15 protein-coding genes and 4 pseudogenes are annotated in these 25,160 nt (G+C 35.7%); 8 read left to right on the top strand and 11 right to left on the bottom strand.

Features of this window, described 5'->3' with window-relative positions; genetic code table 11:
- Positions 1-106: 106 nt before the first annotated feature.
- From JCM17102_RS10445 to JCM17102_RS10470, 6 genes and pseudogenes are all read left to right on the top strand, one after another.
- Positions 107-1,147, top strand: coding sequence for an asparaginase (locus JCM17102_RS10445; RefSeq protein WP_025075069.1), 1,041 nt, complete (start codon positions 107-109; stop codon positions 1,145-1,147).
- 224 nt (positions 1,148-1,371) lie between these two features.
- A pseudogene (locus JCM17102_RS27140) lies at positions 1,372-3,833 on the top strand (LruC domain-containing protein).
- A gap of 238 nt (positions 3,834-4,071) precedes the next feature.
- Positions 4,072-4,437: a response regulator gene (locus tag JCM17102_RS10455; protein ID WP_025075070.1), complete on the top strand. Its 366-nt coding sequence runs from the start codon at positions 4,072-4,074 to the stop codon at positions 4,435-4,437.
- Between the two features lie 14 nt (positions 4,438-4,451).
- Entirely contained in the window at positions 4,452-5,615 is a 1,164-nt protein-coding gene (locus JCM17102_RS10460) for a sugar transferase (protein ID WP_025075071.1), read from the top strand.
- 12 nt (positions 5,616-5,627) lie between these two features.
- Positions 5,628-6,531: pseudogene (locus JCM17102_RS27145) on the top strand (glycosyltransferase family 2 protein).
- Positions 6,528-7,148, top strand: a complete 621-nt coding sequence (locus JCM17102_RS10470; RefSeq protein ID WP_033886737.1) for an acyltransferase — start codon at positions 6,528-6,530, stop codon at positions 7,146-7,148. Before JCM17102_RS27145 ends, JCM17102_RS10470 begins: the two are co-directional and overlap by 4 nt.
- A 667-nt stretch (positions 7,149-7,815) precedes the next feature.
- Here the strand turns inward: JCM17102_RS10470 and JCM17102_RS10480 are convergent.
- Positions 7,816-8,427 carry a response regulator transcription factor gene (locus tag JCM17102_RS10480; protein WP_025075073.1) on the bottom strand — a complete coding sequence of 204 codons (612 nt, stop codon included), beginning with the start codon at positions 8,425-8,427 and terminating at the stop codon, positions 7,816-7,818.
- Positions 8,417-9,121 carry a hemerythrin domain-containing protein gene (locus JCM17102_RS10485; RefSeq protein WP_025075074.1) on the bottom strand — a complete coding sequence of 235 codons (705 nt, stop codon included), beginning with the start codon at positions 9,119-9,121 and terminating at the stop codon, positions 8,417-8,419. Before JCM17102_RS10485 ends, JCM17102_RS10480 begins: the two co-directional genes overlap by 11 nt.
- 207 nt (positions 9,122-9,328) lie before the next feature.
- Between JCM17102_RS10485 and JCM17102_RS10490 the strand changes: the two genes are divergently transcribed.
- Positions 9,329-10,504: a phosphoribosylaminoimidazolecarboxamide formyltransferase gene (locus JCM17102_RS10490; protein ID WP_025075075.1), complete on the top strand. Its 1,176-nt coding sequence runs from the start codon at positions 9,329-9,331 to the stop codon at positions 10,502-10,504.
- A 290-nt stretch (positions 10,505-10,794) separates the two neighbouring features.
- Here the strand turns inward: JCM17102_RS10490 and JCM17102_RS10495 are convergent, their stop codons facing one another.
- The 9 genes and pseudogenes from JCM17102_RS10495 to JCM17102_RS10535 form a co-directional block, all read right to left on the bottom strand.
- Complete coding sequence (locus JCM17102_RS10495; RefSeq protein WP_025075076.1) at positions 10,795-12,837, bottom strand: LruC domain-containing protein; 2,043 nt, start codon at positions 12,835-12,837, stop codon at positions 10,795-10,797.
- A 185-nt stretch (positions 12,838-13,022) separates the two neighbouring features.
- Complete coding sequence (locus JCM17102_RS10500) at positions 13,023-13,466, bottom strand: Fur family transcriptional regulator (protein WP_025075077.1); 444 nt, start codon at positions 13,464-13,466, stop codon at positions 13,023-13,025.
- A 12-nt stretch (positions 13,467-13,478) separates the two neighbouring features.
- On the bottom strand, positions 13,479-15,347 hold the full coding sequence (locus JCM17102_RS10505) for a heavy metal translocating P-type ATPase (RefSeq protein WP_025075078.1): 1,869 nt from the start codon (positions 15,345-15,347) through the stop codon (positions 13,479-13,481).
- A 469-nt stretch (positions 15,348-15,816) separates the two neighbouring features.
- Positions 15,817-18,135 carry a TonB-dependent receptor gene (locus JCM17102_RS10510; RefSeq protein WP_025075079.1) on the bottom strand — a complete coding sequence of 773 codons (2,319 nt, stop codon included), beginning with the start codon at positions 18,133-18,135 and terminating at the stop codon, positions 15,817-15,819.
- Positions 18,136-18,228: 93 nt separating this feature from the next.
- Positions 18,229-18,561 (bottom strand): DUF8478 family putative metalloprotein, encoded by a 333-nt coding sequence (locus JCM17102_RS10515; protein WP_506256222.1) that lies wholly within the window; start codon positions 18,559-18,561, stop codon positions 18,229-18,231.
- Between the two features lie 94 nt (positions 18,562-18,655).
- Positions 18,656-20,253 (bottom strand): annotated as a pseudogene (locus tag JCM17102_RS27150) (aspartate:alanine exchanger family transporter).
- 49 nt (positions 20,254-20,302) lie between these two features.
- Positions 20,303-21,201 (bottom strand): annotated as a pseudogene (locus tag JCM17102_RS27155) (cation diffusion facilitator family transporter).
- Between the two features lie 727 nt (positions 21,202-21,928).
- The gene (locus tag JCM17102_RS10530) at positions 21,929-22,594 is read right to left on the bottom strand and encodes a bifunctional 4-hydroxy-2-oxoglutarate aldolase/2-dehydro-3-deoxy-phosphogluconate aldolase (RefSeq protein WP_025075081.1); all 666 of its coding nucleotides are present in this window, start codon (positions 22,592-22,594) and stop codon (positions 21,929-21,931) included.
- 38 nt (positions 22,595-22,632) lie between these two features.
- Complete coding sequence (locus JCM17102_RS10535) at positions 22,633-23,658, bottom strand: sugar kinase (protein ID WP_025075082.1); 1,026 nt, start codon at positions 23,656-23,658, stop codon at positions 22,633-22,635.
- 250 nt (positions 23,659-23,908) lie between these two features.
- On the opposite strand from JCM17102_RS10535, the gene JCM17102_RS10540 reads away from it, so the two are divergent.
- Positions 23,909-24,973 carry a LacI family DNA-binding transcriptional regulator gene (locus JCM17102_RS10540; RefSeq protein WP_025075083.1) on the top strand — a complete coding sequence of 355 codons (1,065 nt, stop codon included), beginning with the start codon at positions 23,909-23,911 and terminating at the stop codon, positions 24,971-24,973.
- The last annotated feature ends 187 nt before the right edge of the window (positions 24,974-25,160 follow it).

Genomic DNA, 25,160 nt, shown 5'->3' on the forward strand with positions numbered 1-25,160 from the left:
TTTTTATAACATTATAATGTAAACTACCAACAAATACATCATTCACTATCTATTATTCATGATAAATCTATATCTTTGTTAGCCATTTAACAAAGATCCGTCAATTATGAGAGTAAATGCCCCATCCGTTTTGTTAATTTACACAGGTGGTACTATCGGAATGATAGAAAATCCCGAAACTGGTGCCTTGGAAAACTTTAATTTCGACCACTTGCTCAAGCATGTTCCCGAATTAAAAAGATTCAATTACCGTATTTCTTCTTATCAATTTAATCCTCCTCTTGATTCTTCGGATATGGAGCCTGTCTACTGGGCCAAGTTAGTCAAGATTATCAATTACAATTATGATGATTTTGATGGTTTTGTCATCCTTCATGGGACAGATACAATGGCCTACACTGCCTCTGCACTAAGTTTTATGCTCGAGAATCTGAGTAAACCGGTGATCTTAACAGGCTCTCAGCTCCCTATTGGAACATTACGTACAGATGGAAAAGAAAACCTAATTACATCAATTGAGATAGCAGCAGCAAAACATACTGACGGTACGGCTATTGTCCCTGAAGTCTGTATTTTCTTTGAGAATCACTTAATGCGTGGTAACCGTACAACCAAAATAAACGCTGAAAATTTCAATGCTTTTCGTTCTTTCAATTACCCCCCACTGGCACGAGTAGGTATTCATATTAAATATGAACCTAACCTTATTCGCAAACCAGATCCAAACAAACCACTCAAACCGCATTATTTATTTGACACCAACGTTGTTATACTTACTCTTTTCCCTGGTATTCAAGAAGAGATAGTCACTTCCCTACTCCATGTCCCTGGTCTGAAAGCTGTTGTTCTGAAAACATTTGGTTCAGGAAATGCACCACAAAAAGAGTGGTTTATCAGGCAATTAAAAGAGGCAACAGAACGAGGAATTATTATAGTAAATATTACACAATGCTCCTCCGGAGCTGTAGAAATGGAACGTTATGAAACTGGAATGCATTTATTAGAAGCAGGAGTTATCAGTGGTTATGATAGCACTCCGGAATGTGCAATTACTAAATTAATGTTTTTATTGGGACACGAATTACCCAACAAGGAGATTCGCAATAAAATGGATTCATGCCTAATTGGGGAAATTACTAAGTCATAAAAGTATATATCATATAGACAATTATCTTCTTTGATTTTTTCTATTTTATGCGCTATAATAAAGAAAAAATCAAAGGGCTTTCACTTTTTAAAGCTAAAATTGAAACTAAAAAAGTAATATATTGTTCTAACAAACAAAAAAATCAATAAATACATCTTTATTTAAAAATATACAAGTATCTTTGTACCAAACTAATTAACAAACAATCAAACATCTACAATAGTATGAGAAGAATTATCCTATTTGCATCCATTATTGCGATAGCAATTGTAAGCACTTTGTTTAGTTGCGTTGATTCCGATAAAAATTTCTATGATTCATCTTATCGAATGCCTAATCCAATGGGAGACGAATTTGTTGCTCCTGATGGTTTTGATTGGTCAATGACTGAAACTACTACTGTCAGTGTGGAAGCTGACAATGAAGATGCCCAATATTATTCTTTGGTCGAAGTATTAGATGCAAACCCATTTTCAAATTCTGACTACAATGTATTAGCCAAAGGGACCGTTAAACCTGGACAGACTTTTTCACAAGAAGTTATTTATCCACAAGGTATTACTTATCTATATATCCGTAAAACAGATCCCAAAGGTAGAGTATCCGTTAACACGCTGGCTATCGGAGATAGACAAGACTTGTCTGTAAAAACTGTAAGAGCTTTAAAAGCGAATACTCGTACTAATGAGCTCCCTGAAAAATATTCAGAAGAAACTTATGACACAACAGGAGCTATTGAACTGGTTGGTAATACCAACTGGAATCAAGATAATCATCACTTAGAAGGAGGAAAAAGTTATATAATAAAAAATTCTTTTACAGGAAACATAAATGACAATAGCCAATATAGCGGAATATTTACTATATTTGTAGAAAGTGAATGGACTCCTCCTCACAACATGGTCCAAAGTGCCAATATTATTGTATTAAAAGGAGGTAAACTCAATATCAGTAAATTTGATTCCTTTTTAATAGGTGATAATTCTACATTGACTATTCAATCCGGAGGAAGTTTAGTCGGAAATGACTTAAGACTAGCAACAAAAACCTTGATGAAAAATTTCGGAACAGTCAATGTAAATAGTATGAAGGATCTTAATTCAAATTGTACTTTGTACAATGCTCCTAAAGCTAGTGTTGTTATCACAGGCAAGTCCATAGGTTTACAAGAATTTACAGTATTCACAAAAGGGCTCATTTCCAATTTCGGTGGATTTACTATTCAAAATGGTACTTTAAAATTAAATTCAGAAGATAGCATGCAGTTGTTCTACAATGGAGATGGAGCTGTCGTTAATACCCCAACATTCATTATAGGAGGAATTGGAACTAATGATGGAACAATTAATGCCCTTAAAATAACTAATGCGGGAAATCCCACTTTTACAAATAACTGTAGCTTATATGCTAAAGAATCCTTTAATCTTTCAGGAACTAATGGAAAAATTATAATGAATAAAGGGATTCTTGCAGGAGGTATAGATGGAAACAATATTATAGCTATCCCTTCTTTCACTCTTGGTAGTGGACAAGCTACTGTTGAAATAAATAATGGTTCAATGATAAAAGCGGAAAAAATCACCATTACTGACTCTACCATCAAAACTGATTCAGAAGGGACTCGCTCATTATTAAAAGCAACCGAAAGCATTTCTACTGGATGGACTACCTATTTTAAAGGTAATTTAGATATTGAATGTCCAGAAGGAAAATTTTCAAAAGAGGCTTATATAATGGATAATTCAGTTAAATTATATATACCAAATGGTTCTAAAACAATCATCACTTCATGTAGTGAAATAACAGAAGTTCCAGATCCGGGAACAGCCCCCAAAGACCCGCAATTCCCTATAAAGCTAGAAGATAATCGTAACTATAGTTATCTGTTCGAAGATCAATGGCCTTTATATGGAGATTACGATATGAATGACATCGTTATGACTATCAAAAAAAGGAAATTAAAATTATCAAAACACGATAATAAAGTTGAAGAATTCGAACTCGAGATTGAATTGAGTGCCGTTGGGGCCACAAAGAAAATCGGTGCCGCTATTATGTTTGACGGAGTTCTTGCAAGTGATATTACAGAAGAGGTAGATTTTGCCGATGACGACGATGATGATGATAATACTCTTATTAAAAACTTCAATTTAAACAATTATAATATAGAAAAGGGACAAAAATATGCAGTAGTTCCATTGTTTGACGATGCCCATAAAGCATTGGGAAGAGATCGGTATATACAGATAAACACTATTTCCGGTCATTCAAACAATGTCAAAAAAACAAAGACTATAGCTTTTCTATAGAATTTGATAAACCAACTCTACCAGCTGATGCCTTTAATATTAACAAATTGAATATTTTTATCATTACCGATGGGAATGCTGCAAATCGTAGAGAAATCCATGTAGCAGGTTACCAACCTACCCAACTAGCAGATGTTAGTTCATTTGGAGGAAATGATGATGCCAGCTCTATTTCTGCTAAAAAATACTATTTGAGTAAAGAAAATCTTGCTTGGGGAATCATTGTTCCTACCAACTTTAAATGGCCATTGGAATATGTCAATATTAAAACAGCTTATAACCAATTTAATGATTGGGTAACCAGCGGTGGTGCAGGAAATAAAAACTGGTGGAATGACTGGAACGAAACAAAAGTTTTTCAAACTAATAAAAACTAACTTTAGTTCTTAATATAAGGATACGAATTTAACTGAATGAAAGGAATTCGTACCCTTAATATCAAATAAATAGCATTAATGATGCAATCTTCAGAATTTTATCTACACAGATTGAAAGAATATTCAAAATAATAGCTATATTTGCATAGATCATAGAAATATGACAAAAGTACTTAATCTATCCATTTAAAACCGAAGGACAAAACAAACATTAAAAAACGGTTCTAATTGTATTTATATGAAAAAGAAAATATTATTGGTTGATGATAAAGAAACCATTGGAAAAGTGGCTGGAATATATTTAGGCAAAGATTATGATTTTACCTACATAGAGAACCCATTAAAAGCAATACAATGGCTTAATGAAGGCAACCTACCGGATCTAATTATTTCAGATATTCGTATGCCTTTTATGATGGGAGATGAATTTTTACACTACATGAAAACCAACGAACTATTCAAATCAATACCCATCGTCATGTTATCCAGCGAAGAAAGTACTACAGAAAGAATCAGACTTCTGGAAGAAGGAGCTGAAGACTATATATTGAAGCCTTTTAATCCGCTAGAACTTAAAATCCGTATCAAAAAGATTATAGATTAATCCACGGTAATATCATGCAATATTTCGTTTACATAGGAAAAAATAATAAAACGATAGAATTGTTCTCAAAACTAAGTATAGGAGTATTTTGTGCTGTTCCTACCTGCCAAAAGGCATTTAGTATACTAGACAATATTCATGAGAAATATGATGCCGTATTATTTTTTGAGCAATCCACCACTTCCGAAGACATTAAAAACATCTCTTATATACGTAAGAAATATCCGGGGCTTTATATGGTACTAGTAATTAACGCCATCACTCAGGAAGAAGGAGCAAAATATCTAAAAGCTGGTGTAAATAACACTATCAAGCACGAAACAACTCGTGATACATTTATTACTCTATCTACTTTCCTTAATCGTAGAAAAGAACAAAAAATAAAGGATCTACAGCTTAAAACTCAGAATCAATATAGTTTCCATTTACCTTTATGGAAAAGAATTTTTGATATTATTTTCTCCAGCATGGCTTTATTATTTCTCTCTCCTCTTTTAATTGTAACAGTATTAGCTATCCGGTTGGAAAGTAAAGGGCAAATTATCTATAAATCTAAGCGCGTCGGAAGCAATTATCAAATATTCGACTTTCTAAAATTCCGTTCAATGTATACTGATGCGGACAAACACTTAAAGGAGTTTAATACTCTAAATCAATATCAGCAAGAGGAAGATGTAGTAACAAAAGAAAATAAGGAAAAAGAAATATCAGATATTAAAGAAGAAAATTTTGGAGAAATTCTTTTAGTGTCCGACGATTTTGTTATTTCCGAAGAAAATTATATCCACCAGAAATCCCAAGAGAAAAATAACGCTTTCGTAAAACTGGAAAATGACCCTAGAATAACTAAAGTAGGACGTTTCATTCGTAAATATAGCATTGACGAATTACCACAACTCATTAATATTTTGAAAGGTGATATGTCTATTGTTGGCAACCGTCCTCTCCCGCTTTACGAAGCTGAGCTACTGACCAGTGACGAACATATCGATCGTTTTATGGGACCAGCAGGACTTACCGGACTATGGCAAGTAGAAAAAAGAGGTGAATCTGGCAAACTATCTGCAGAAGAACGTAAGCAGTTGGATATCCAATATGCAAAAAGCTTTTCATTTGGATTGGATATGAAAATAATTCTGAAAACAGTCACTGCCTTTGTACAAAAAGAGAATGTATAATTCCCTCTACTTATGAATACCTTTGTTTATATGATAGACGACTTACTACTGCTTTGCACAGGAGTTATATTGATATATTGGTTTATTCTTGTTATTGCTTCCCATGGCAAACGCATACAATATTCTAAAACTAAATGTAAATATCGTTGCGTCATCCTTATCCCCGAAGAAAATCAATTCTTTAATGATATTGACAAGAAAGCATCATACAAATTAATCGCATATAAAAATTTACAGGAAACCGTTTATTCATTGGACAAAGAACAGTATGATATAGTAATCCTTCTCTCCAGCGTTGCTGACAATCTCTCTCCTCACCTTTTCGAAAATGTCTGTAATGTATATGATGCCGGAATAAAAGTTATTCAATTACATACCGTGATAAAAGATCGATAAAGGAATTCAAAAATATATACAAGCTTTATGCGAAGAAATAAATAATAGTTTATTTAGAACTGGAAATACTCAACTTGGTTTTTCATCTAATTTATATGGAACGAATATAGCTATTGATTTGACTTGGCTACAAAACAACTTAAAAACGTCTAAAACGAATCTAGAGCGAAAATTATTCCGACAGAATATATATATTGAATATTTACCCGACGCAATAGTATATTGCAATTCAACTCCTGCTCATCCCTATCGCAAAAGAACTAGAAAATTTCTTTCATATTTTTTATCTTCTCTTTTCGAAGGAAATTGGAATTTCTGTAACCGAATAATCCAACAGCTACTTCCATCTCCAACTAAATTATATATCTGTGTCAATATTTGGACTTTATTGATGACAGTCTATAGTTTTGGAGAATCATTCAAATGGTGGATAATATTATTCGGGCTTACAATTACATACAGTCTGGCAATACCTGATTATCTAGTTAAAGAGAAAAAAAGAAAAAAACTTTTAATATGAAAACGATAACTTTAAAACAACGAATCAAACAACATCCTGCTCTGAAACAGATAATCCATCGCTTTATTATGCACTCAGTCAAGACACGCCCTAATTGGTGGATTCGATTATTCTATTTCACCTATTTGAAATGTGGAAAAGGTTCAATTATATATCGTAGCGTCCGTAAAGATCTTCCTCCTTTCAAGCGTTTTTCTTTAGGACGTTATTCCGTAATAGAAGATTTCTGCTGTTTGAATAATGCAGTTGGTGATATTATCATCGGTGATTACTCTCGTATCGGATTAGGAAATACAATTATTGGGCCAGTCAGTATCGGAAATCATGTAAATCTGGCTCAGAATATAACAATCAGTGGTCTTAATCATAATTTTCAAAATGTAGAAAAGTTAATTGATGAACAGGGAGTCAGTACTCAGCCCATCATTATTGAAGATGATGTTTGGATAGGAGCCAATTCAGTTATATTGTCTGGAGTAACTTTAGGAAGACATTGTATAGTAGCAGCCGGAAGTGTTGTTACTCGTTCCATTCCCTCTTATTCTGTCTGTGCCGGAAGTCCGGCTAGAGTGATCAAATCCTACGATTTTGAAACAAAAAAATGGAAAAAAGGGTAATAATCAACCTATAGTAACTATAAATGATGAGAGTTACTTTACAGTATACCTTTAAAAGGGGATTGTGACACAAATTAAAACAATCTATCTTTGCAGTATCAAAATTGAATTAATTAGTCATAATTTTATTACGTAGCCACATTTAAGTAAAAATGAAATAAAGTCCTGTCGAAGTGATTTCGCCGGGATTTTGTTTTTATTCTAAAATCATAATGTGCTTCAGCAAATATTCATCTGCCAGCTGTCACCTCCCCAGTGAAACCATATATATGTACAAAGAGCAAGTTGTCTTCAAGAGCTATCATTTTTATAATTAATGCAAGCCCCGTCATATCTTCAAAGTTAACAACAAAAAAACGAGCCAATTCCCTAGATGGAATCACTCGCCCCGCATCAGAAAAGCCTTATGGCTTTTCTTTAATTTTCCTCTTTTTCCTAAAAACGTTCTTTCCCTTTACCTCAAAACTTCCTTACCTTATTACTACCTTTTACCTTCTATTAAAACTTATCCTATGAAAACTAAATCTATTACCATAATTAATATAAATACCTAAAAAATCTTTTCTTTACCTTATAAACTAATAACAGTTTCACAACTGCACTGCAAATATATGAAAGAATCTCTGTGCCCACAAACAAGTTTATATTTTATAACATTATTTTTGAGTTATAAATTCTTTACTTCACTCAATTCAACCAGCTTATTTACAATAGCATAAATAGTCAAACCAGCCGCACTATGTATCTGAAGTTTTTTACTGATATTTCTACGATGAGTAATGACAGTATGAATAGACAAAAATAGTTTTTCAGCGATTTCTTTATTCGTCATACCTTTTACTACACAATTCACAATTTCTTTCTCTCGTTGGCTCAATGTATCAGGACTATCCACTTCCTCTTGCTCTATACTCACATTCAATAACCCATGAACCTTTTGGGAAAGTACTGCTAGGTCGTCAAATATAGAAATAGATTCGTCATATTTACTTAATAAAGTCACATCCACGAACGAAGTAATCAAAGCTATCAAACGCATTTTCTTCCCAAAAGTTTCTTGCCTGAATTTATTTACATCGAAATAATCGCCAAATGTAGGATTTACAATCAGCATTTCAGGATATTGCGTTCGTAAACAATCATGTAGAGCCTCAACAGATAATAATTCTATCGGCTGTATTTTCAGATTAGGAAGGCGTTTCAAAGCCGCTGTCAATCCACTACGAATAATCACAGAGCTTTCAGCAATTGCAATTCGGACGGTTTCGTTATTTTTCATTTTTTTTTATTCTCCTTTCCAAATTCAGAATAGCAGGAACAAAAATATAATCTTCAACCTTACAATGTGATTCTAATCCCTCTTCACAAGCATAGATATCAAAAAGTGTAGCATTGAGTTGATTTACATTCGTCTTAGCAGGACAATATTTAATTATAATATTTTTGAGCTCTGTCAACTTCTCACCTACCTGGTCATGATGCTTAGAGAATGTACTAATTTGATAATTTTTAGGAGCATTGCCCAGTAGTAGCGCATCTACATATTTAAATACAGTCTTTTCCTCATAATCCATGTGCTTACGTACTTCCCTCGTATATTCATCAAAAAACTTAAGAATCAAGAAAGCCACGTCATCTTGTGAACAGTCTATAGCTTCAATCAATTTACGACGAATTGCAGGAAAACAAAAGTCAAGAAAGTAGAGATGCGCCTGTCTCAAATAATCAATCAGTGCAGGAATGGAAATCTCATCATTACTTCCATCTAAACGAGAAAATCCTTCTGCCATGAAATTAACAACTATCAAAAAAGTGCGGCAATCTACCCTATTAAGTTCACATACTTCCTTGACCGTTTTGTCGCCAAAACCTAACGAAAGTCCAAAACGGCTCATCACTTGTAACAAGGAATAGTTATCACTGATGAGATCAATCATCTTATCTGTTGGCTTGTATTTCTGTAAGTTATCCATCTACACCTATTTAATATTAATGCCTACAAAGAAACACATTATTTAGCGGGTACACAATCACTATTTATAGGTATTTTGATTTATTACAAAATACTAATTACTAAATTATCTCTTACTAAATACACAAGGGGTTAGGAAGAATATGCTTTTTTTAGTAATTTTGTCGCTATCAATTTGTAATCAGTATTTCATAATTAATTCCATATTATGGCAAAAGAACTCGAATTAAAATACGGCTGTAACCCTAATCAAAAACCAGCACGTATCTTCATGAAAGAAGGCGAACTTCCTATCGAAGTATTGAATGGGCGACCTGGATATATCAACTTATTGGATGCTTTTAATAGTTGGCAGTTAGTAAAAGAACTCAAAGAAGCAACTGGACTACCAGCTGCTGCTTCATTCAAGCATGTCAGTCCGGCTGGTGCTGCCGTAGCTGTAGAAATGAACGAAACACTTAAGAAAATCTATTTTGTAGATGATGTCAAACTATCACCGCTAGCTACAGCATATGCACGTGCACGTGGTGCTGATCGTATGTCATCCTATGGAGACTTTATCGCATTGTCCGATACATGCGATGAAGAAACAGCTCGTATCATCAATCGTGAAGTATCTGATGGTGTAATTGCTCCGGATTATACTCCTGAAGCACTGGAAATCCTAAAAAATAAAAGAAAGGGAACTTATAATGTTATCAAGATAGATCCAGCTTACCGTCCTGCTCCTATCGAACATAAAGATGTATTTGGCATTACCTTTGAACAAGGTAGAAATGAATTGAAAATCGATGAAAGTCTATTGAAAGAAATGCCCACACAAAACAAAGAAATTCCGGCTGATGCAAAACGTGATCTAATTATTGCCTTAATTACACTGAAATATACTCAGTCTAACTCAGTATGTTATGCCAAAGACGGACAAGCAATCGGTATTGGTGCAGGTCAACAATCACGTATCCATTGTACCCGTCTAGCTGGGAATAAAGCGGATATCTGGTATTTGCGCCAACACCCCAAAGTAATGAATTTACCCTGGATTGATAAAATTCGCCGAGCTGATCGTGATAATACTATTGACGTATATATTTCTGAGGATCACGATGACGTATTAGCAGATGGAGTTTGGCAGCAATTCTTCACTGAAAAACCAGCAATACTGACTCGCGAAGAAAAACGTACTTGGCTGGATACTATGACTGGTGTAGCATTAGGGTCTGATGCTTTCTTCCCCTTCGGAGATAATATCGAACGTGCTCACAAAAGTGGAGTCAGCTACATTGCTCAACCGGGCGGTTCAGTACGTGACGACCATGTAATTGGAACTTGCGATAAATATAATATGGCAATGGCGTTTACAGGTATCCGCCTCTTCCATCATTAAGATACAAAGATTTACTTATAGATTCATACATCTAAATTTTAAAGTTAAACTATTGAATCTTAGGGGATATGTAAAAAGTTACATCATACCTATTTCTAGGCGTGGATTTCACAAATCTCATGAATAGCTCATCAATATTCATCAAGCTTGTGCAATCCATACCTAATTTATGCGATTATGTAAACATCGATATGCCAACAAGTTCATGTTCAATTTTCACGTTTATCACTCAAAAAAAAGATTACCTCGTGAAAGATAATCCTTTTACTTAAAAAATAATTATACCGTACTTAATACAATTCCTCCTCGTTCACGTTTCCAGAAATTGTAGAATCAAACCAAGATAAATCTGTCTTATTAGTCACCCACTCATTATATCTTTTATAGGCCTTTACCACAGATGATCTCTCTTTGGGATATCTCCAAGCGGGTTCATTCGCAGAAGCACGAGGAAAATCCAATGCCCAACAAAACATATCTTCCATTCGATAGAAAATTCCTTTTGATTCATCAGAACAGTCCTTCTTTGTTCCAAGTAATGTTCTATCCATTTTAGACGTTGGAGCAAAATCCGGTAAATGAATTTCCCTGGAACGCCCATTGACAAATATAAACGGATTGAATTTCATCAAAGAAAGATTATTGACCGAAACTTTCAAGGGGATGCTTACAACGACCTCTTCTGCTGAAACAAAATCAGATCCCTTCTCTGTATTTATAAAGCCATTCGCATCTGGAAAGAGTTCACTTACATCTTCCCATACAACGAAAGTAGCTTTTGCATTCCCACTTTCCAAGATAGCACCTTCCACCTTTGCAACCTCAATATCATTCTCTGCTAAAGGTAATTCCACTCCAAAACCTATTTTTGTATAAGCAACCGCTCCCTTAGCTATTGGCTTTAAACGTAGTTTGATATCCGTAATTTTATTATCAGTATTTTTAACTACACTATAAGTATAGTTCACTACAAAATCATTTAGATCATAATCACCGGGATTAGGCCATTGATCTTCAAAAGCTAATGTACCATGAATAGATTCATTAACAGTCACTTCCTCTTCAACCGGAATATCTTCACCAGGCTCAATGGCCTCCACAGGACTAGCTGTCACTTTCACCATCACATCATTGAAATCATAATCAGATTTACTATCACCAAAAGGACGAATATCAAAACCGGTCACACAACAGTTATAAGAACCCAATTGACGAGTTACAGCCTGAGTTTTGCCCCAAGCATTCAGCATCGGAGTAGAATAATACATTCCAGACACATCACCATTCACAATTGGGTATATCTTATTTTTAAAAGAATATGCATTCTTTTCCGTTATAAACGTGCCATCTTTCTTAAAACCAGCTCGTGCTACAGCAAATCCAATACGTGTTCCCTTTGGAAACACCGTACTATATTCAGTTCCATTCCAATAAAGCAACTGAACCTTCAACCCGGATGGACATTGGATCTGATTTGTATTAGGAAGTAACATAGTCATATGTAGCTTATCAATATCATCATGCCTATTTATTTCTCCTTCTTTATAATTATAATACAATAATGAATTATAAACTGCTTGATTGGAAACATAAAAACCTCCATCACCCACATAAGTCACCCAAACCTCAGCTCCATTTACATCAATAACCCTCAAATCAGAATTTTTAGAAAGGTCTGCTTGCTGAACATTTTCCTGTTCGGGATACCAGCTATCAATCTGATTAATCAAAGCAGTAGACAGTAATTCTTTAGATACCAAAGAGCAACCGTCTTGAACCGGAATACCATCTCTATCAACCTCCGCATTTTTATAAGGCACATATAATTCATACAATCCACTAACCTTAGTAAAAGTTTCAGGAATCTCAATAGAAGTAGTGGCACGAACATTAGTAGCTAATTGAGGAAAAGCAACACCTCGAAATTTTAATGAAATAAAATCTTGAACATTCACTTCCTGCACCTGACCGTAACCAGCTGTAAGAGGAGCTACATAAATTGTTGAAATATTATTTGCTATTACTACTTTCGCATCCAATTTTCCCGAAACATCCGTATATCCAACATATACCGGATCTATAGAAATGCCCCCTTCACCAGTGTAAGGCTGACTCATAAAAACTCCGAATTTTACATCCTTTTGTGGTTCTCCATCCCCATTGAGTGCAGTAATTGAAATGTTTTTTACTGTCTTTAGATTAAAATCCGAGGACAAACCAAGTTGTTCATCTTTTGATGTTTCCCCATCCTGCTTATACAAATTCTTCTCATCTACACATGAGGCTAGTATCAAGCCAATAATTCCCAAAGAAAGGTACCTTAAATTTTTCATATTTACTAAACTATGTTTGTTTTGATACCTACAAAAATAAGCTAAAATCTTAAAATATCAAAAAATATATCAGATAATAACCCATTAATAATGAGAAAGGCCTGTTATTCTATTATTAATAGGGATTTTCTATCTCACCCCCCTCTACCTTTGGCAACATCACATAAAAAAGAAATAAAGAAGAATTAAATACAGGAAGAGATATCTTCTTTTCCTACACAATCTGAACAAATTCCTTTCACCATATAATTAATACTCTCCATCATAAACCCTTCCGGTAAATCAATAACCGGAATTTGTATTCCCTTAAAACAAAATGTACGATGGCATTTTTCACAATAAAAATGTGTATGCATATCATCTACACTACATTCACACTCACTACTACAAACCTCATATTTCAAAGATCCGCTACCATCTTCAATACCATGTATCAGGTGACGGCTCAGAAACAAAGTCAAAGTACGAAAAATCGTTGATTTATCGACTGTATCTAATTTATCTTCCAAATCCGCTAATGAAACTGCATAAGGCACATCCATCATCGCACGCAAAATCAAAATACGCATCGAGGTTGGTTTTATATTTTTCTTCTCCAGTCGTTCTATATAAACTTGATTTGAATTCATTTCCTTCATCATTTATTTTAGTAATTTTCCGATACGCATTGCATTGCAAATGGCTAAAAGCGCCACTCCAGAATCTGCAAATACAGCTTCCCACAATGTAGCGAGTCCACCTGTACCCAGAATAAGAATAATAATCTTAACAACAAATGCAAAGGTAATATTTTGCCAGACAATACGGCGAGTATATTTTCCAATTTTTATTGCCGTTGCTAACTGAGAGGGATGATCATTTTGTATCACAACATCTGCTGTTTCAATAGCAACATCACTTCCTAGAGCTCCCATTGCCACTCCTACATCACTTAAAGCCAATACCGGAGCATCATTGATACCATCACCGACAAAAGCAACCTGACGCCCTTCCTGTTTCAATGCCTCCAAATGTTCCACTTTCCCACTAGGTAATAAATTACCATAAGCTTTATCAATTCCCAATTTTCGAGCAATACTCTGTACAAGAGCATCCTTATCTCCCGATAATATTTCGATTTGTCGGACTCCCAATTTCTTTAGATCCAGAATAGCTTGATGTGCATCTTCTTTCAGTTCATCTACTAATACAACATAACCTATATATTGTTGGTCACGGGCACACAAAATCAAACTTTCAGGTATAGAACGTAGCTCAATGGGGTACGTTATATGAAATTTATCCAGCAAGCGATAATTACCAACCATTATCTGCTGCCCGTTTATCTTTGTTTCCAAACCATAACCTGCCATTTCTCTTGAAAATTCGACTGGTAAAATCGGAATGTTTTCTTGTCTGGCATACTCTATCACTGCCTTTGCCATCGGATGATTACTTTGACTTTCTGCTGAAACTATATACTGCAAAACCTCCTCCTCAGCCACGATTCCAATCACTTTATCCAATTTAAACTTTCCGGTAGTCAATGTCCCAGTTTTATCAAATACTACCGTATCAATTTTTGTTATGGCATCCAAATAATTTCCTCCTTTAAACAGGATACCTCTGCGAGAAGCTGCTCCAATACCTCCGAAATATCCTAATGGAATACTAACCACCAACGCACAAGGACATGCTATTACCAAGAATACCAATGCTTTATATAGCCATTCGGCAAATACATAACTAAATGTAGGTTGTAATAAACTATAACAAAAAGGTAAAGCCATTATTAATAAAGCTATTCCCATAACTACAGGCGTATAAATACGGGCTATCTTCCTCATAAAAACTTCAGTCGGAGCTTTACGCTCTGCCGCTTCCTCCACCATCTTCAAAACACGTGATAAAACACTCTGATCTGCTGACCTGTTTACTATCAGATGAATTATACGATCCGAAGGGATCATACCTGCCAATACCTCCTCTGATTGTTTAAAAAATCGAGGAACACTCTCTCCCGTTAAAGCGGCTGTATTCATAAGAACCGACTCATTCTGCAATGTGCCATCCAAAGGTACTCGTTCGCCTACCTTTATCTCAATCGTTTCTCCAATCTGCACTTCAGCCGGAGTTACAATTTGTAACTCACCTTCCCTCAATACAGAAGCTGTTTGAGGACGCATATCCAATAAAGCACGAATATTATCACGTGCTTTATCAACTGCATTATCCTGCAATTTCTCACCAACAGCATAAAACAACATTATAGCAACTCCTTCCGGATATTGGCCTATGATAAAGGCTCCAATAGCAGCAAGACTCATTAACATAAACTCATTGGCAAAATCCTTCTCTTTCAATGACTCTAATGCTTCTTTAAGAACAGGTAACCCTACAGGTAATATTGCGATGAGATACCAGATTAATCTAACATGTTCTGCGGCAAACCAACTTTGTTCAAAATGAGAAGCTAAAATCCCGCCTATCAGCATCAAGAACGAGAAACATTCATAACGATATTCTTTCATATTCTTCTTTTTCTTTGCTCACAAAAGTAGGGAGAAATAAATGCAAACTGGTTGCAAAGGTACCATTCTCATTATTTATTGTGACTTCAACACAATATTATACCCATAATGAGGAATTGTAAAAATTAGTTAACGCCTTATACTTTTGCAATATTAAAATTAGAATTAATTAGTCACACGTATAATACGTAGCCACATTTGAAATATATGGAATGTCCGGCCTTCACAGGTCGGACATTCCATTTTAAGTTATTCAAGTAATTAGTCCCTCATTAGGAAAGATTAATTTTGTCTCATCTACATATTAATAATTTAAAGTACATCTGAGCTTTCGTTCCATTATAGTAGAACAAAAACTGTAGCGTAAATAAGATAAATAAACTCTGTATAATTGTTTATTAACCTAAGCAATCAAAAAGGTTAGATTAATACCTCAACTTTCAGCCCATCTTTTTAAAACTTATTCATTTCAATAACTGATTTTTACTCCTGCAAAGAAACTTCTGGGCAATGAAGGACCATAAATATAACCGGAATCCCGATCAGGTCCCTTATCGAAATCATTCTGATAAGAATTAAAGATATTCTGTATACCGACATTTACTTGTAAATCCATCGATTTATAAAGCTTGAAATCATAAGCAGCTTTCAAACTAATATCAAAGAAATCTTTGGTATCAACTGTTATCGGAGCATCCAGAAAACCCGGGACTGCCTCGTGAGGAATTAGCATAGAACCTGTATAAGTTCCTGAGAATGCAATAGACAAAGGTTTTATTGGAGTATAAGTAGCTGTGAAATAACCATAGGTATTTGGTGTACGCATCATTTTTCTTACTTTCGACGCTTCCTTATTCCACTCGTGCGGTTCATCATAGTGGCTCTGCTGCAAAGTTACTCCAGCCTGAATCTGAAATTTATTCAGATAAGCCATTTTCCCTTCCAAAGTCATTCCCTTTACTTGTGCACCGGGAGCATTGTAACGTGTACGTTTCAGGACTCCATCTATTACTTCTCCATCTGTCAAGGCAAAAACATCAGATAACTTTGTATAGAATCCTTCTATCAAAAAGTTCATTTGAAAAGCTCCGAAACGATGGTAAATATCAGTTGAAACACTCAAACTATTAGACCTTTCTTCTTTCAAGTTATCTGCCAGCTCAATCATCGCTACATTGCCACCTACATTCTCAATATGTAAATCCTCATCAAACGCCTGAGGTGCCCGGAAACCGGAAGAGTAACTTACACGAAAATTTATATCCTTCGTTAGATTGAAGCGCAAATTAGCACGAGGACTGAAAATTAGATGATCAATCAGATTATGTTTGTCGAAACGCCCGCCAATCAAGATTCCCCAATGATCATTTTTCCATTCATTCTGCAAGAAAGCACTATAGATATCAACGTTCTGTTTAGTATGCCTGTTGTATCCCCACATATGATCCTCTAAACGGTCCTGATTAAATTCAACTCCTGCCGTCAAGTCAGAAGGCATAAAAAGGCATTTATCAAACGTATAAATATATTGAGAACCTACTACCCAATTTAAGTCTGTAGTATTTCCATAAGCATCCAAATCTTGTTTACCTCCATAATAACTATCCCGATCGATATGCTGAGCCGAAGCGAAAACATTGAAACGATGTTTCTCATTCGGAGAGAAATAATCATACTTTAATCCACCACCGTTAATAGAATGTTCAGTCTGCTCTGCAACATTTGCTTCATGAGGAGGACGACTTAACAAATCTCCTCCTCTTCGGAATTCTTCCATATGATGATACTCAAATGTTAGTTTTGAGTAAATGCTCGTTTTCAAAAAAGAACGAAATCCAATAGTTTGTCCATGCAATTTAGGAATTTCCGAGTAGCTGTCACCATCATAATCATAAGCTGAACGATGACGATTCTGTCCAAAAATATATAATCCGGCACGTTGACCGTCCGTTACAAGTGAAGCATTCAGAGCAGTGTTATTGTCAAACGCATCGCCATCTCCGATACCGGTAATTGTATGTGACAGCATACCCGAGTTACGAATTGGCTCTTTAGTAATAATATTAATAGTACCTGCAATTGCTGATGAACCAAACAAAGCTGAACCTCCTCCACGCATTACTTCTACACGTTCTATCATACTAGTCGGAATCTGTTCAATACCATATACACCAGAGAGAGAGCTAAATATAGGACGAGAATCCAACAAAATTTGTGTATATGGACCATCCAAACCATTGATCCGTACTTGTTGAAATCCACAGTTCTGACAATTCGATTCAACACGTACACCCGGTTGGAAGCTTAATCCCTGTGCTAATGTAGTAGAATTTGTATTTTCAAAGATTTTCAAATCTATTACATTTACTAATGTCGGAGCCAAACGACGGGTAGTTTCATTACGATTAGCAGATACAACCACACCATCTAATGCTACCGCATCCTCTTCTATTTCAAAATCTTCTTCCAAAGTATGACCTTTCTTTAATATTACGTTCCTAGTGGCTGTTTTATAACCAACAGAACTTACTTCAAGTACAAAGTTTCCTTCAGGAAGATTTTTCAAAAAATAGTGCCCGGTTACATCAGTAACTGTTCCAATAGTCGTACCTTTTAAGGTAATCGTCATGTAGGGTAAATGTTCTTTTGTATTCTTATCAAGAATATGCCCGATAATATTAGCATCCGATTTACGTAATTCAGGATGTTCATCTTGAGCTGCTTGTCCTTCAGTAGCAGGCAATAATGCACAGCACAGACAGACAAGCGAAAATATGTATTTTTTCATTTTTCGTTCGTTGTTCGTTCTTACTTATAAATAATGAGATGAAAGCATAGATAATTAATAGCCTGTGCAAAGAATCAGACATTATCTTCTATTTTAAACTATATAGACACGAACAACTGGTGGTGCTCGAAGTGCTACCACGCCATAATAAGGTGCATGATAATGTGAAAGTTGCGGACGTTTCAGCAACAAACACAATATGCAAAGGCCAGTTAAAGAAACAAGAAAAAGAGTAGTGGCGCCATCAGTTATCAAATGAGATAACAATTGAATGGATAACAGCTCAACCGTAGTATGGCTATGCGCCGCCCCTTTCTTAAAAGGATGTGAATGGACAATTGTTGCTCCATTGACCACGTGTACGTGGGCAAAGAATGTAATGCCTGCCATGTACGAAATAAACAGTACTGGCAGAAAATAACGCATCATATGAAGCATCAATCGTTTCACCTCTTTTTTATTTAGAGGCGACAAAGATACAAACTATTCATTTAGGAATCAATCCCTATTAATAATGATTTTAATAGACAGCTGAAGCTATCACTTGGATAAATAAAATAAGAAATACCATAGCAATCGGATAAACGGTTGCATAAGCCACGCTAGGGATATTACTGTCCACCATCGAATCAGCAGCAGCTAATCCCGGTGTACTGGTCATGCCACCAGTAATCGTTCCTAATAAATCCAAAAGACTGATCTTAAACACCAAACGACCGACAACAACAGCTACTAACATAGGAACCAATGTGATAGCAGCGCCTACCCCAAACATCAATAATCCGCTCTCTTGGAAAGTAGCTACCAGATTCTTTCCGGCAGAAGTACCAACTTCTGCGAGAAAAAGTAACAAACCTAATTGGCGCAATAACTGATTAGCAGGGCCAGACATAGACCAAAGAATAGGACCTGTTTTACCAATAGCACTCAGAAATAATGCTACCATCAGTACTCCTCCAGTCAATCCGGGAGAAAAAGAAACGCTATCTGAGAAAGATATATTCAATTTGCCAAATAATACCCCCAGTACAATTCCCATCGCAATTGGGAAGAAATCCGTATCAGACAGTTTTTTCACATCGTTACCCAGCAAACGAGCTATTCCCTTGATTCCCTCTTTCTCACCAACGACCATCAGTTTATCGCCAAACTTTAATGCGAGATCCGGAGAAGGAGATAAGTCAATACCACTTCTACGGACACGAGTCACTGTACAGGCAAAGTTCTTTTGCAGATTTAAATCCCCTAGTTGCTTGTTAATCATATCTTTTTTAGTAAGCAACAAAGACTCTATCTCTTGAGTCTTATCTAATGGAAGTTCCCCTTCTTCACGTTCTCCAACCAGCAATGCCAATTGATTCAATGACTCCTCACTACCCACAGCCTGAATATAATCTCCTTCATGTAACACGGTGTATGCTGTAGGAATCGAGATTTCATCTTGATGTTTAAGACGTGAAATCACAGCCCCTGTCATAGCTCGAGCATTAATTTGCATCAAACTGCGATTAAATACATTTGAGTTAGTTATACGATAAATACAGGTTCTCAATTCGGGAAATTGTCCACGACGTTCTATTTCCAAACGACGTGCTTCTTTGTCCAAATCGACCTTCATTACTTTAGGGAGCAACTTCACAAACAAAATAACCCCAATAACCCCAAAGGATAGGCTATACCATAGGCAATAGATGCCAATGGCGAATTGGTACTATCAATAGCTACAGCTAATCCTGGCGTACTAGTAAGTGCTCCCGCAATTAGCCCTACAATACTCGGTGTGTCAATGTTGAATGCATACTTCAATCCAACCGCGGTCAGGCAGGCAGAACTTATAATAAGCATAGTAATGAGAATCAGCGTTTTTCCTTTACTACGAAAAGAATCAAAGAAACCGGGACCCGCCTGAATTCCAATGGTAAAAATAAAAAGTACCAAACCAAAATTTCCCAGCTCTTTGGGAATAATAACGCCAAAATGCCCGAAAAGAAGAGCAATAAAGATCACCGCTGACACGTCAAGCGATAGCCCCTTAAGCTTAATTCTTCCCAGCATAAAACCTAATGCGACAATCAGGAAGAGAGAAAAATAAGAGGACTGCAACAAGTCAATTAACATACTGTAAAAAGGTTAGTTAGTGTTAGGGAGGCAAAGGTACGGATTTATTTCAATCCTTACAACATTCCATATCACAAGTCGTTCCCTCATCTTCTATTTCCAAAGTAGCATGATGGATGCCTGCTTGATCCAAGACCGTTTTTACAGAACATTTTACTTGCTCCATTTTAGCAATATCATTAATAACCAGATGAGCTGTTAATGCAGTTTCGGTCGTACTTATAGCCCAGATATGAACGTGATGGCAACTTTTCACTCCTGGCTGTTCTAAAATAAGTTGCACTATCTTTTGAGAATCTATACCTACCGGAACGCCATCTAATGATAAACGGAGACTGTCATGAAGTAACCCCCATGTAGAAATAACAATAATAACTGCAATCATCAATCCGATGATGGGATCAACAATACTCCAACCCGTATAAGCTATAACAAGTCCCGAAACAACTACTCCAACAGACACTAATGCATCTGCTGTCATGTGCAAATAAGCACCTTTTACATTTAAATCTTTCTCCTTATCTTTAAGAAATAGCCATGCCGTAACAGCATTGATTATTACTCCTACTCCAGCAGTCCAAGCAATGGCAAAACCATCAACCGCTACTGGATGAAACAATTTATCAATACTTTCAGCAACAATCACTCCGACTGCCACCAGTAGAATAACTGCATTCAGCAAAGAAACAAGGATTGTACTCTTTTTGTATCCATAAGTATAACGGCTATTAGGCTTACTCCTTGCAGACGGAAAGCAAGCATAGCCAATACCAGACTAGCCACATCCCCTAAATTATGTCCGGCATCCGAAAGTAATCCAAGTGAATTGGAATAAAAACCAACACTAAATTCTACAACAACAAAAGCCACATTAAGAAATATTCCTATAAGAAAAGCTTTATTGAGCGATGTCAGCTGATGATTATGTTCGTGGTGATGAGTTTCCATATCATATCATTTTTATTTATGAAAAACATCTTATGCTTAAAATTAGTTCATGCCATTTATTAAAGTTATTACCGTTTTTAAAACTAAGAAATTGACTTAAAACAAATCCTTTAAAAAGAATTGGGTTCCCTCGTATTGCCAACTAGTTTTTTAGTTATCTCTGGCTCCGTTTTTTGATAAAAACCTTCTAAAATCAGTCTATATACTATGTTGTAACCAATAAATTAATATGTTCAACTAAAAAGATAAAGAAAATGTCTACAGAAATATCTCCCAATACAGCTGTAACTAATAGTAGTCTAATATCAACAACTGCAATTGTATCACAGACAACAAATTCTGTTCTAAAAACACAGAATACAATTATGCCAAAGCCTTTAAAGTAATACCTCCACGTCAGAACTTCGATGAACAACGTCCATTTGTTTTTTCCATAATAGGTTTTGCCATATTTTATATTTTAACTCTCTTAATCGGACGAATCATCAAAACCAAAATATTACATAACTTTTGATGTACTATAATACAGTTCATTCAAAAACATAGAAAAACCACCAAAATGATCACTCATTCCGATGGTTTATCCCTTTTTAAACACCTTTAAACAAAATGAAAATATGCCTCGTTACTAACAGAACTAACTAACCAATAGAGACATATTTCAAGGAGGCTGGTCACTACCAAGCTCCTGTTTCTATTTACTAAACCATATATTTAAAAAGTCTTATTAACGAGCCTCAGCAATATATCCAAGAGCTTCTTTACATTTTTCTGTTACATAAGCCCAATCTTTTGCTACCACCTTGTCTTTCGGAAACAGTTTAGAGCCCATGCCAACGCAAAATACACCTGCCTTAATCCATCCAGTCAGATTTTCTTGAGTGGGTTCTACTCCACCGGTAACCATTAGTTTAGACCATGGCATCGGAGCCATTAAGCCTTTCACAAAATTAGTTCCATATACATCACCCGGGAATACTTTGCAAAGATCGCAACCTACTTCCTGTGCGAACCCAACTTCTGACACTGAACCGCAACCCGGTGTATAAGCTACTAAACGGCGATTGCAGATTTTAGCTATTTCAGGATTGAACAAGGGACCTACAACAAAGTTTGCACCTAATTGTAAATACATAACAGCGGTAGCAGGATCAACGATGGATCCAATGCCAATTGCCATTTCAGGACACTCTTTTGCTGCAAACTTTACGATTTCAGCAAATACTTCTTGTGCAAAATCACCACGATTAGTGAATTCAAAAGCACGAACACCACCATCATAACAGGCTTTCACTACTTTCTTTGCAACTTCTGCATCTTTGTGATAAAATACAGGAACCATACCTGTAGAACCCATCTTATTCAATACGGCTATTTTATCAAATCTTGCCATCTCTAATAAATTATATATGAAGAATTAAAAATGAAGAATTAGCGTTGTACACGACCGCTTGCGTCACCGCCAGACAATGCCTCTACTTCCTCTATAGAAACCAAATTAAAATCGCCATTAATGGTATGCTTCAAAGCGGATGCAGCTACTGCAAATTCTAAAGCCTCACCTTGAGTAGCTTTTGTCAATAAACCATGAATAATACCGCCCGAAAATGAATCACCACCACCTACACGATCGATAATAGGATTAATATCATAACGTTTTGAAGTATAGAACTCTTTTCCATCATAAATCATTGCTTTCCAACCATTGTGGGTAGCAGAAAAAGATTCACGAAGAGTAGATATCACATATTTAAAACCAAATTCTTTCATCATCTGTAAGAAGATTCCTTTATAACCTTCAGCATCCGTATGCCCACCTTCAACGTCTGCATCCGGTTTGAAACCCAGACAAAGTTCTGCGTCTTCTTCATTGCCAATACACACATCGACATACTTCATCAAAGGTTTCATAATGGACTGTGCTTTTTCTTTAGTCCACAGTTTTTTTCGGAAATTTAAGTCTACAGAAACAGTTACGTCGTGACGTTTTGCAGCTTCACAAGCCAGACGAGTCAATTCAGCGGCTTTATCTGAGATAGCAGGAGTAATACCAGACCAGTGGAACCAATCAGCACCTTCCATTATAGTATCAAAATCGAAGTCAGCAGCCTCCGCTTCAGCAATAGCAGAGTGGGCACGATCATAGATTACTTTACTAGGACGCATAGAAGCACCAGTCTCCAAGTAATAGATACCTACACGATCACCACCACGAGCGATAAAGTCTGCTTTAACCCCATATTTGCGCAAAGCATTTACAGCAGCCTGTCCGATCTCATGTTTCGGCAATTTGGTTACAAAATAGGCATCATGTCCGTAGTTGGCACAGCTCACAGCAACATTTGCTTCTCCACCGCCATACACTACATCAAAAGAGTCAGACTGAACAAAACGAGCATTACCCGGAGTTGATAATCTAAGCATGATTTCACCTAATGTAACTACTTTCTTTCCCATAATTTTATGTTTTAAATTCTAATTTATTAGTATTATAAAGTTTCAAATTATCATTTTTCGCCTATAAAAAGACATAATACACTGATAACATGAATATTAATTTATCTATAAACAAAGGTCGTAGACTTTCGTGTGCGGGCACAAAGATACAATAATTTTCGTAATTACAAAAATTGTTATATATTTGTATCGATAATATTTAGATTATTATTGTGTACGAGCACATAAATTTATATAAATAAGGGATCATATGAATAAATTGCCCGAGAGAATTAGAATAAAAGATATAGCACATTTAGCCAATGTGTCAGTAGGAACTGTAGACCGCGTAATTCATGGTCGTAGCGGAGTTTCAGAAGCCAGTAAAAAACGAGTAGAAGAAATACTAAAACAGTTGGATTACCAACCCAATATGTATGCTAGTGCACTTGCTTCTAACAAAAAATACTTTTTCATCTGCCTTCTACCCCAACATCTGAAAGGAGAATATTGGACTGCCATCGAAGCAGGAATCTACGAAGCAGTTACTACGTATTCGGATTTCAACACTTCGGTTAAAATCAACTATTATGATCCTTATGATTATCATTCGTTTGTTAATGCCAGCAAAACCATTCTGGCAGAAGAGCCAGACGGAGTTATGGTAGCGCCAACTGCTCCTCAATATACGAAAGGTTTCACTGCCCAACTTAAAATGTTAGATATACCTTATATATTTATAGATTCAAAAATAGAAGATACACCTCCCCTCGCCTTTTTTGGACAGAATTCACGCCAAAGCGGATATTTTGCAGCCAGAATGCTGATGTTACTTGCCAGAGAGGAAAAAGAAATTGTTATTTTCAAAAAAATACATGAAGGAATTGTTGGTTCTAACCAACAAGAAAGTCGTGAAATCGGATTCAAACAATATATGAAAGAATATCATCCGTTATGTAAGATATTGGAACTAGACTTACATGCAGAACGTAATGATGAAGACAACGAAATGTTGGATGATTTCTTTCGCTCCCATCCTAATGTAAATACAGGAATAACCTTTAATTCCAAAGTTTATATCATAGGAGAATATATGCAAACGCGTAAGAAAAGAAAATTCAACTTGATAGGCTATGACCTGCTGGAACGAAATGTCTCTTGTCTGAAAGAAGGTAGCATTTCTTTCCTTATCGCCCAACAACCAGAGTTGCAGGGTTTCAATGGTATTAAAGCTCTTTGTGACCATCTCATTTTTAAAAAAGACGTTACTCGTATCAATTATATGCCTATTGATTTACTAACTGCAGAAACGATTGAATATTACCATAGTAAATAAAAGTTAAACACAACAAATAAAGTATATAGAAACAGAATTCTTAAAAGTCAATCCTGCCGATTATATTGCAATTGCCAATCTCTCGGTAGGATTCTTTATTGATGAAATTGAAGCCCTTTTGAAAAAACCGAATAAATTCATATACTGATTTAATAATCCCAATTTAATCTTTACTCTATTCGCCAAA

This window comes from Bacteroides faecichinchillae JCM 17102 (assembly GCF_000614145.1).
GTDB classification, from domain to species: domain Bacteria; phylum Bacteroidota; class Bacteroidia; order Bacteroidales; family Bacteroidaceae; genus Bacteroides; species Bacteroides faecichinchillae.

Bases quoted from the DNA above. Each gene is read 5' to 3' on its own strand.
- JCM17102_RS10505 (WP_025075078.1), bottom strand. From the start codon at position 15,347: ATGAAAGAATATCGTTATGAATGTTTCTCGTTCTTGATGCTGATAGGC.
- JCM17102_RS10515 (WP_506256222.1), bottom strand. From the start codon at position 18,561: ATGCGTTATTTTCTGCCAGTACTGTTTATTTCGTACATGGCAGGCATT.
- JCM17102_RS10480 (WP_025075073.1), bottom strand. From the start codon at position 8,427: ATGAAAAATAACGAAACCGTCCGAATTGCAATTGCTGAAAGCTCTGTG.
- JCM17102_RS10530 (WP_025075081.1), bottom strand. From the start codon at position 22,594: ATGGCAAGATTTGATAAAATAGCCGTATTGAATAAGATGGGTTCTACA.
- JCM17102_RS10540 (WP_025075083.1), top strand. From the start codon at position 23,909: ATGAATAAATTGCCCGAGAGAATTAGAATAAAAGATATAGCACATTTA.
- JCM17102_RS10500 (WP_025075077.1), bottom strand. From the start codon at position 13,466: ATGAATTCAAATCAAGTTTATATAGAACGACTGGAGAAGAAAAATATA.
- JCM17102_RS10455 (WP_025075070.1), top strand. From the start codon at position 4,072: ATGAAAAAGAAAATATTATTGGTTGATGATAAAGAAACCATTGGAAAA.
- JCM17102_RS10495 (WP_025075076.1), bottom strand. From the start codon at position 12,837: ATGAAAAATTTAAGGTACCTTTCTTTGGGAATTATTGGCTTGATACTA.
- JCM17102_RS10445 (WP_025075069.1), top strand. From the start codon at position 107: ATGAGAGTAAATGCCCCATCCGTTTTGTTAATTTACACAGGTGGTACT.
- JCM17102_RS10535 (WP_025075082.1), bottom strand. From the start codon at position 23,658: ATGGGAAAGAAAGTAGTTACATTAGGTGAAATCATGCTTAGATTATCA.
- JCM17102_RS10485 (WP_025075074.1), bottom strand. From the start codon at position 9,121: ATGGATAACTTACAGAAATACAAGCCAACAGATAAGATGATTGATCTC.
- JCM17102_RS10470 (WP_033886737.1), top strand. From the start codon at position 6,528: ATGAAAACGATAACTTTAAAACAACGAATCAAACAACATCCTGCTCTG.
- JCM17102_RS10510 (WP_025075079.1), bottom strand. From the start codon at position 18,135: ATGAAAAAATACATATTTTCGCTTGTCTGTCTGTGCTGTGCATTATTG.
- JCM17102_RS10460 (WP_025075071.1), top strand. From the start codon at position 4,452: ATGCAATATTTCGTTTACATAGGAAAAAATAATAAAACGATAGAATTG.
- JCM17102_RS10490 (WP_025075075.1), top strand. From the start codon at position 9,329: ATGGCAAAAGAACTCGAATTAAAATACGGCTGTAACCCTAATCAAAAA.